At 59.8% G+C, this 7,257-nt stretch carries 7 protein-coding genes and 1 pseudogene; 4 read left to right on the top strand and 4 right to left on the bottom strand.

Features of this window, described 5'->3' with window-relative positions:
* Positions 1–240, bottom strand: a 240-nt coding sequence (locus OU682_RS23105; protein ID WP_268944538.1) for a hypothetical protein, incomplete at its 3' end; no start/stop codon positions are given.
* 141 nt (positions 241–381) lie between these two features.
* Complete coding sequence (locus OU682_RS23110) at positions 382–1,413, bottom strand: LacI family DNA-binding transcriptional regulator (protein ID WP_268944539.1); 1,032 nt, start codon at positions 1,411–1,413, stop codon at positions 382–384.
* Positions 1,414–1,589: 176 nt separating this feature from the next.
* Between OU682_RS23110 and sauS the strand changes: the two genes are divergently transcribed.
* The 4 genes and pseudogenes from sauS to OU682_RS23130 form a co-directional block, all read left to right on the top strand.
* Complete coding sequence (gene sauS / locus OU682_RS23115) at positions 1,590–3,029, top strand: acylating sulfoacetaldehyde dehydrogenase (RefSeq protein ID WP_268944544.1); 1,440 nt, start codon at positions 1,590–1,592, stop codon at positions 3,027–3,029.
* Positions 3,026–4,552 (top strand): AMP-binding protein, encoded by a 1,527-nt coding sequence (locus OU682_RS23120; protein ID WP_268944540.1) that lies wholly within the window; start codon positions 3,026–3,028, stop codon positions 4,550–4,552. The genes sauS and OU682_RS23120 overlap by 4 nt, the downstream gene beginning before the upstream one ends.
* A gap of 142 nt (positions 4,553–4,694) precedes the next feature.
* Entirely contained in the window at positions 4,695–6,014 is a 1,320-nt protein-coding gene (locus OU682_RS23125) for an MFS transporter (protein ID WP_268944541.1), read from the top strand.
* A 92-nt stretch (positions 6,015–6,106) separates the two neighbouring features.
* A pseudogene (locus OU682_RS23130) lies at positions 6,107–6,280 on the top strand (thiamine pyrophosphate-binding protein); the annotation flags it as partial.
* Positions 6,281–6,404: 124 nt separating this feature from the next.
* On the opposite strand, the gene OU682_RS24520 reads toward OU682_RS23130, so the two are convergent.
* Positions 6,405–6,596 carry a hypothetical protein gene (locus tag OU682_RS24520; RefSeq protein ID WP_268944542.1) on the bottom strand — a complete coding sequence of 64 codons (192 nt, stop codon included), beginning with the start codon at positions 6,594–6,596 and terminating at the stop codon, positions 6,405–6,407.
* Between the two features lie 84 nt (positions 6,597–6,680).
* Positions 6,681–7,130 carry a hypothetical protein gene (locus OU682_RS23140; RefSeq protein WP_268944543.1) on the bottom strand — a complete coding sequence of 150 codons (450 nt, stop codon included), beginning with the start codon at positions 7,128–7,130 and terminating at the stop codon, positions 6,681–6,683.
* Between the last annotated feature and the right edge of the window lie 127 nt (positions 7,131–7,257).

A 7,257-nucleotide genomic window follows, 5' to 3' on the forward strand; every position in this document is an offset into this window, starting at 1 on the left:
GACAGGTTTGGCGAGGCGGTGATCGTTCCCGGCCTGGTCGAAGGACATTCCCACCTGATGGAAGGCGGCCTGTGGCGATGCTGACTCAAAACGAGGATTATCGGGATCCGGGCGATTTGTCTCTGCTGATGGCACAAACCCCATAAAATAGCGTCGATGATCGGGGTGCAAAAAGTCGATGACCTGATGGGCGCAACGATCGGATGGATCCAAGTCAGCAAGACCGAACGTAATTCTCAAGCCGGAAAGCTCTTGCAGAAATTACGCCGGCCAACGCTTCACGCTCAGTCGCAACAAGCTGGATAAGCCTAAAGCAAATTCGCGATCTTCGCCATGCAGCATGAATGGCCCTTCTGCTCAGCCATGCTTGCTTTGCGAGAGCTACCCGGCCGCAATCAATTCAGGAGCCAAGCCGGTGCTTGTACGCATAATCAGTTCCAGTTCCACGCGACGGCGGATCATGCGATCGGGATCACACCGGCTCACCGCTGCAACGATTTCTTCGCCCGCTGCGGTGCCGATCCGCTGCGCAGGAATGCGCACCGTGGTCAGGGCCGGCTCCATTTGCGCGGAGCCGGCGAAGTCTCCGATTCCGATTACGGACAGGCTGCCGGGAACCGCAATCCCCAGACGAGCCGCTGCATAGATCGCACCTTGCGCGATCACATCATTGGCGCAGAGCAATGCGCTCGGCCGATCCTTTCCCTCCAGCAGTTCCAGACAGGCGGCCTTGGCTTGGGCAATGCTGTAGGGAGATGTGATCTGCCAACGTTGTGGCAATTCGATCCCTGCCGCAATGAAGGCTGCCGTCGCCGCCTTCTTGCGGTCGCGTGCCCGGTCATTGTTCGACGTGGCGGGAAACACCATCCCGATTCGACGATGTCCCAAGGCGACAAGATGCTCTGCCGCCAGTCGCCCTGCCTCGCAATTGTCGACACCCACACAAGGCAGCGGCGAATCCGGGAGATAATTCCAAATCGCCAGCAAAGGCACACGCTGCCCAGAGATCAGGCGGAAAGTGCCTGGGCTGTGGTCCAGCCCCACCACCGCCAACGCATCGACGCGATGTTCCAGCAGCTTGCGAATAAGTCGATATTCCATGTCCAGGTCGTAGCCATGGGACGCCAGAAGCAACGTAAAACCTTCTTTGCTGACCGTATCGTTGAAGGACTGCACGACCTCGGCGAAAATGGTATTTGCAACTGTCGGAACCACCAACCCGATGGTGGCGCTGCGCCTGCCATGCATAGCCTGGGCAGCGCGGTTGCGGATATAACCCGACTTCTCAACCGCCAGTTCAACCTTCCTGCGGGTCTCAGGATGCACCAATTCGGGATGATTCATCACCCTGGACACCGTAGCCGGTGAAACGCCTGCAAGGTTTGCAACGAAAACAATATCGGGCTTAATCATCTGATTTTACCTCGAGATATCTATAGATCGTCTAAGAAAATGAAAACATTTGCAAGACTGTTTTCATCCCCTACTCTCAAAGTATCGCGGCGGGAGAAAGCCGCGCCAGACCACCATTGCAGATATTGCGGCACCTTTTTTGGTCAAGCTGCGATCCACTTACTCTCTCGGCAGTGCTGCTGCCGAGAACCGGAGAAGTAATAGCTATGAACATCCCGAATGATATTCTCTCGGTCGACGCGGCAGTGGCGCGGGCGCGCAGCGCACAGGCCGGATACGAGGCGCGGGGCAGCCAAGCTCGCTATGACCGAGCGGCCCTGGCGACCGGCTGGGCCATCATGCAGCCCGAGCGGAACCGGCAGTTGGCAGAACTGGCGGTTCGCAGCACCGGACTGGGGAACGTGGCCGACAAGATCGTCAAGAACCATCGAAAGACCTTGGGCCTGTTGCGCGACATCAGCGCCGCTCAAACCCACGGCATTCTGTCTGACGACCCCGCGACCGGCATCACCGAGATCGCGCGCCCCATCGGCGTGATCGGGGCTGTGGTACCTTCGACCAACCCGGCGGCGACTCCAGCGAACAACATTATCAACGCGCTGAAATGCGGCAATGCTATCGTGCTGTCGCCTTCGCCCAAAGGTGTGGCCTGCTGCGAGATGCTGCTGGGCTTCATCCATGCCGAATTCGATCGCATCGGCGAAGATCGCGATCTGGTGCAGATGCTGCCTGGCTTCGGCAGCAAGACCAAGACGCAACGCCTGCTGGAGACTGCTGATCTTGTCGTTGTCACCGGTAGCCAAGACAATGTGCGCCGCGCCTATCAGAGCGGCAGCCCAGCCATCGGCGTCGGCGCCGGCAATGTCGCAGTCATTGTGGATGAGACGGCGGATCTGATAACGGCGGCGGGCAAGATCGCCGCATCAAAGACGTTTGACAATGCGACCTCGTGTTCCTCGGAAAACGCGCTGATTGTGCTCGATGCGGTCTATGACACCTTCCTGGCGGCGCTGGCAGCCGAAGGCGGCGCGGTGCTGCCCTCGTCCGAAGCGCCGGGGATCATTTCGCATCTCTGGCAGGACGGCCATATGAATCGGGAGATCATCGCCAAGGACGCCGAGGTGATGATCGACAAGATGGGGCTGGCGGGCAAGGTACCCGCAGGCACCCGCCTGATCGCTGTTGAGACCGAGGGCATCGGCCCCGAACATCCGCTGTCGGGGGAAAAGCTAAGTCGCATTGTCGCACTTTATCGCGCCCGCGATTTCAACCATGCCGCCGAACTGGCGCGCCGCATTTTGCTGCATCAGGGTGCGGGCCATTCGGTGGGGCTTCACTCGCAAGACACGGATCGTCCGGTGGCGCTTGGCCGCAGCCTGCCGGTCTGCCGTGTCATCGTCAATCAGGCGCATTGCTTTGCCACCGGCGGGGCATTCGACAACGGCCTGCCTTTCTCATTGTCGATGGGATGCGGCAGCTGGGGCGGCAATTCCATAGACGCCAACCTGAACTGGCAACACTTCATGCAGCGCACCCGCGTCGTTCGGCCCATTCCCCCCCGCGAACCCACGCTGGACGAGATTTTCGGCAACTACTGGCATGAGGCCGGGAAATGAAGCTGGACCCGCACAATCCGCCGCAAGGCACCATCCGCGACTGGCTGGATTATCGCGCCGATCATCAGGGCGGAACTATCAGCCACCTGTTCCCGGAGTCCGGCCTGACACTGACCTGGCGCGAACTGCGCGATGAGGCTGAGCGCATTGCCACCCATCTGTCCGGGTTGGGACTGGTCCCGGGTGAAAGCGTTGCGCTGATGCTGCCAAATGGTCGCAATTCGGTGCTGGGGCTGTTCGGTGTGCTTTATGGCGGCTTTCGTGCCACCATGATCAACCTTGTCGCCGGTGCCGATGCCATCGGCTATGCACTGGCGCATTCCGCAGCCCGCGCACTGTTGCTGGAACCTGCGCAGCAGGCGCTGTTACAGGCCGCCCTTGCTGCCCATCCTGCCAAGCTCATGGTGATCGAGGCTGGTGACGGCTTTGATTGGCCGGCAGGCTGCCAGCCGGGCCCGCTGCATCCGCATGGCCCCTGTGACGATGCGCTGCTGATGTATACCTCGGGCACCACCGGACGGCCCAAGGGCGTGGTCCACAGCCATGCCAGCCTACTGGCTGGTGGCTGGACTCCTGCCTTGGCGCATGACCTGCGCTCTAGTGATCGTGCGCTTTGCGTGCTGCCACTTTATCACATCAACGGGCTGTGTGTGACGCTTCTAGGCCCGCTCCTGTCGGGAGGCTCGGTCGCGGTGTGCGAGCGTTTTTCCGCTAGCCGCTTCTGGGCGTTCTGCGATCAGTACGAGGCGACCTGGTTCTCGGTCGTGCCGACTATCATCTCACACCTGCTGCACGGCGAATGCGATCCCTCGGCCGAATGCCGGGCCCGCATCCGCTTCGGCCGTTCGGCCTCGGCTGCGCTGGCACCCGAGGTGCAAGCGGGCTTTGAGCATCGCTTCGGCGTTCCCATCGTGGAAACCATGGGCCTGACCGAAACAGCGGCCCAGATCCTGTCGAACCCGCTGCCGCCAAGCGTGCGAAAGATCGGCTCTCCAGGGCGGGCTGTAGGCAACGAGGTCGCAATCATCTCGTCGGACATGCACCCCCTACCACCAGGCGCCGAGGGTGAGATCGCCGTGCGTGGTGCCAATGTCATGCGCGGCTATCTGAACGACCCCGTCGCGACCGCCGCCGCCCTGACCACGGATGGCTGGTTGCGCACCGGTGACTTGGGCCGGATGGACGGTGACGGTTACGTATTTGTCACCGGGCGGCTCAAGGAACTAATCATCAAGGGCGGCGAGAACATCGCTCCGCGCGAGATTGATGAAGCGCTTTATACCCATCCCGACGTGATCGAAGCGGCCGCCTTCGCTCGCAAATGCGACCGCTATGGCGAACAGGTCGAGGCGGCTGTCACCTTGCGGCCGGGCTCAGCGTTGCAGGCGCCGGACCTGATCATGATCTGCGAACAGAGACTTGGCAAGTTCAAGGCCCCGGGTGTCATCCACCTCATGGCCGAACTGCCAAAAGGCCCCTCAGGCAAGATTCAACGCCTGAAACTTGCGCAACTGACGCAGTAGCGCAGGGCTCCCGAAGGGAGGGAGCAAACATCGGCCCGCAGAACCGGCCTGAAGCAGCAGGGTACCGCCGGAGGAGGGCGCGCCCATGTCACGCTGCAGTGCCGGGGGAAAACGAAATGTCAGCATTTTCCAGGGAGGAGACATGCTAAGGCTTACGCGCTTCAGGACGACGGATCGTATTCTGTTCGTCATCTGCTTGATGTATCTGGTTACCTATATCGACCGTGTTAACATCAGCACCGCCGCCCCCGCCATGCAGGCCGAACTAGGCCTGTCAAACTTCGAGCTTGGGCTGGCGTTTTCTGCTTTTGCCTATCCCTATGCTCTGTTCCAGATCTTAGGGGGCCGGTTGGGGGATCGACTGGGCCCGCACAAGACGCTGATCATCTGCGGCATTGTCTGGTCGACGGCCACCGTGATGATCGGCTTTGCACAGGGTGCGATCTCTCTGATCGTCGCGCGCGTGCTGCTGGGCATGGGAGAGGGCTCGGCTTTTCCGACTGCGACCCGTGCGCTGTCGAATTGGATGCCGGCGGAAAAGCGGGGTTTTGCACAAGGCATTACCCATGCCTTCGCCCGCTTCGGCAATGCGATGACCCCGCCCCTGATTGCATTCCTGATCCTCACCTTGTCATGGCGCCACGCATTTATCATCTCAGGACTGATCAGCTTTGTCTGGGTAGCAGTGTGGTGGCTCTATTTTCGCGACGATCCACGCAACCACAAGGGCATCACTCCGCAAGAGTTGGAAAACCTGCCAGACCCCAAGATCGTCGGCGAACGCAAGACCCTGCCTTGGGGTCCCTTGCTCCGGCGGATGCTGCCCGTGACGATCACCGATTTTTGCTATGGCTGGACACTATGGATGTTTTTGAACTGGATCCCGTCCTATTTCCTGCATCAACATCAGCTTGAGCTGAAGAAATCCGCCATTTTCGCGGCAGGTGTTTTTTTGGCCGGGGTGGTAGGCGATCTGGCAGGCGGCTGGTTTAGCGACGGCATTCTGCGTCGGACGGGCAATACTACGCTGGCCCGGACCAGCGTCATCATCTTGGGCTTCTTGGGCGCCTTTGTCTGTATGCTGCCGGTGATGTTTTCGACGGATCTGGTGACAGTGGCCATCAGCCTCAGCGCAGCGTTCTTCTTCGCTGAGTTGATCGTGGCACCCATTTGGGCAACGCCCATGGACATTGCACCGCAGTATTCGGGTACGGCCAGCGGCTTCATGAACTTTGGCTTCGGCCTGGCCGGCATGATTTCACCCGTCGTCTTCGGGCTGATCATCGACCTGACCGGGCGATGGGATCTGCCGTTCTCGATCTCGCTGGCACTGCTTCTGGTGGGCGCGGGAACAGCCCTGCTGATCCGCCCCGACCGTCCCTTCACCGAACAAGCGCCGGAAAAGGAAAGGGAACCCGATCTTGATCAGAGCTTGGCTGCCGCCGTTTCGGATATGAAGTGATGTTTGGGTTGCTGGCGGGGCATACGTCCCTGCCAGCAACGATCAAAAGCCGCCCTACAGCCGAACTGATTTGGCAAAGAAAGAAACAACCGATGAGAATGACCACAGAGGAAGCGTTTGTCAAAGTCCCGCAGATGCACGGGATCGAGCATGCGTTCGGGATCATCGGGTCTGCGATGATGCCTGTGTCGGATCTGTTTCCGAAGGCGGGGATCACCTTCTGGGACACTGCGCACGAGACGAATGCGGGGCTGATGGCGGACGGGTCACCAGATCGCGTTTTGTCCGGCCACTGACGGCCCAGCCGATTACACGTCGGGAATAGAGAACAATGATCACGGCCAGGGAAGGCCAACCCTCTTCCGTCCAGATATAGCTGATATCGCCAGCTCATTTCTGATTAGGCCGCGCCGCCGAAAAGTCCTGATCGAGCAGATTAGGCGCAATGTTGAATGCGTGGCCACTATCCGTGGTGCGCTTGTAGTTCTTTGTTCTCACGGAGCAAATCCTGTTCTCCTTCATCAGCCGTCCGATCGGCCTTTCACCCGCGGCAAGGCCAAGTTCTTGAAGTTCGGCTGTCATGCGCGGCCGCCATAGCTGCCCAGGCTCAGGCGCTGCCGCTCGCGGATATGCGCCAAAAGCACCATATCCTCGCGCTGACGCCGACTAGGGGCCGGTGTCGCCAGGCACGCAATCCGCGGACTGATATTGAAAAACAGGCATAACCGCGCTTGGGGAAGCGAGCAGCAATACTCCTGGATGAACGCAAACCTCATAACTTTTGGCCCGGAAAAAGACTGTGGCCTTTTTTGACGTCTCCCACTTTCGCCGGGGAAACCATCCCCCAAGTAGTTTTCTCATCCGGCTCAAATCCGTCATGATCCGCAACTCACGCCGAAGCCATTCGATTTCCTTGACCAGTTCGGCCTCCTTCTGAGGCACCGTCCCTGCGTCGCCAAACGCCCTCACCACTTGTTCAGCGTCAAATGGCCAACGCCAAGATCTGCCGCCACCTGCTTGCGGGGCAAACCGCCCCTCAACGAAATCCGCACCGCCTCGCGCTTGAATTCTCCGGTTGGCTTGTTCGTCATCGTCCGTTTCCTCGATCGCTTCCATGCTCTCAAGAACCCGGCATTTTTCGAGACAAGTCCATTGGCCTTCTGGCGCGGGTCGTGTCTCGGAAGTGGTAGAAATTGGACAGTGGCGTAATCTCCGGGTGAACTGACACCCACCCAACCGGCGG

The sequence above is a fragment of the Paracoccus benzoatiresistens genome (assembly GCF_026913015.1).
Lineage (GTDB): Bacteria > Pseudomonadota > Alphaproteobacteria > Rhodobacterales > Rhodobacteraceae > Paracoccus > Paracoccus benzoatiresistens.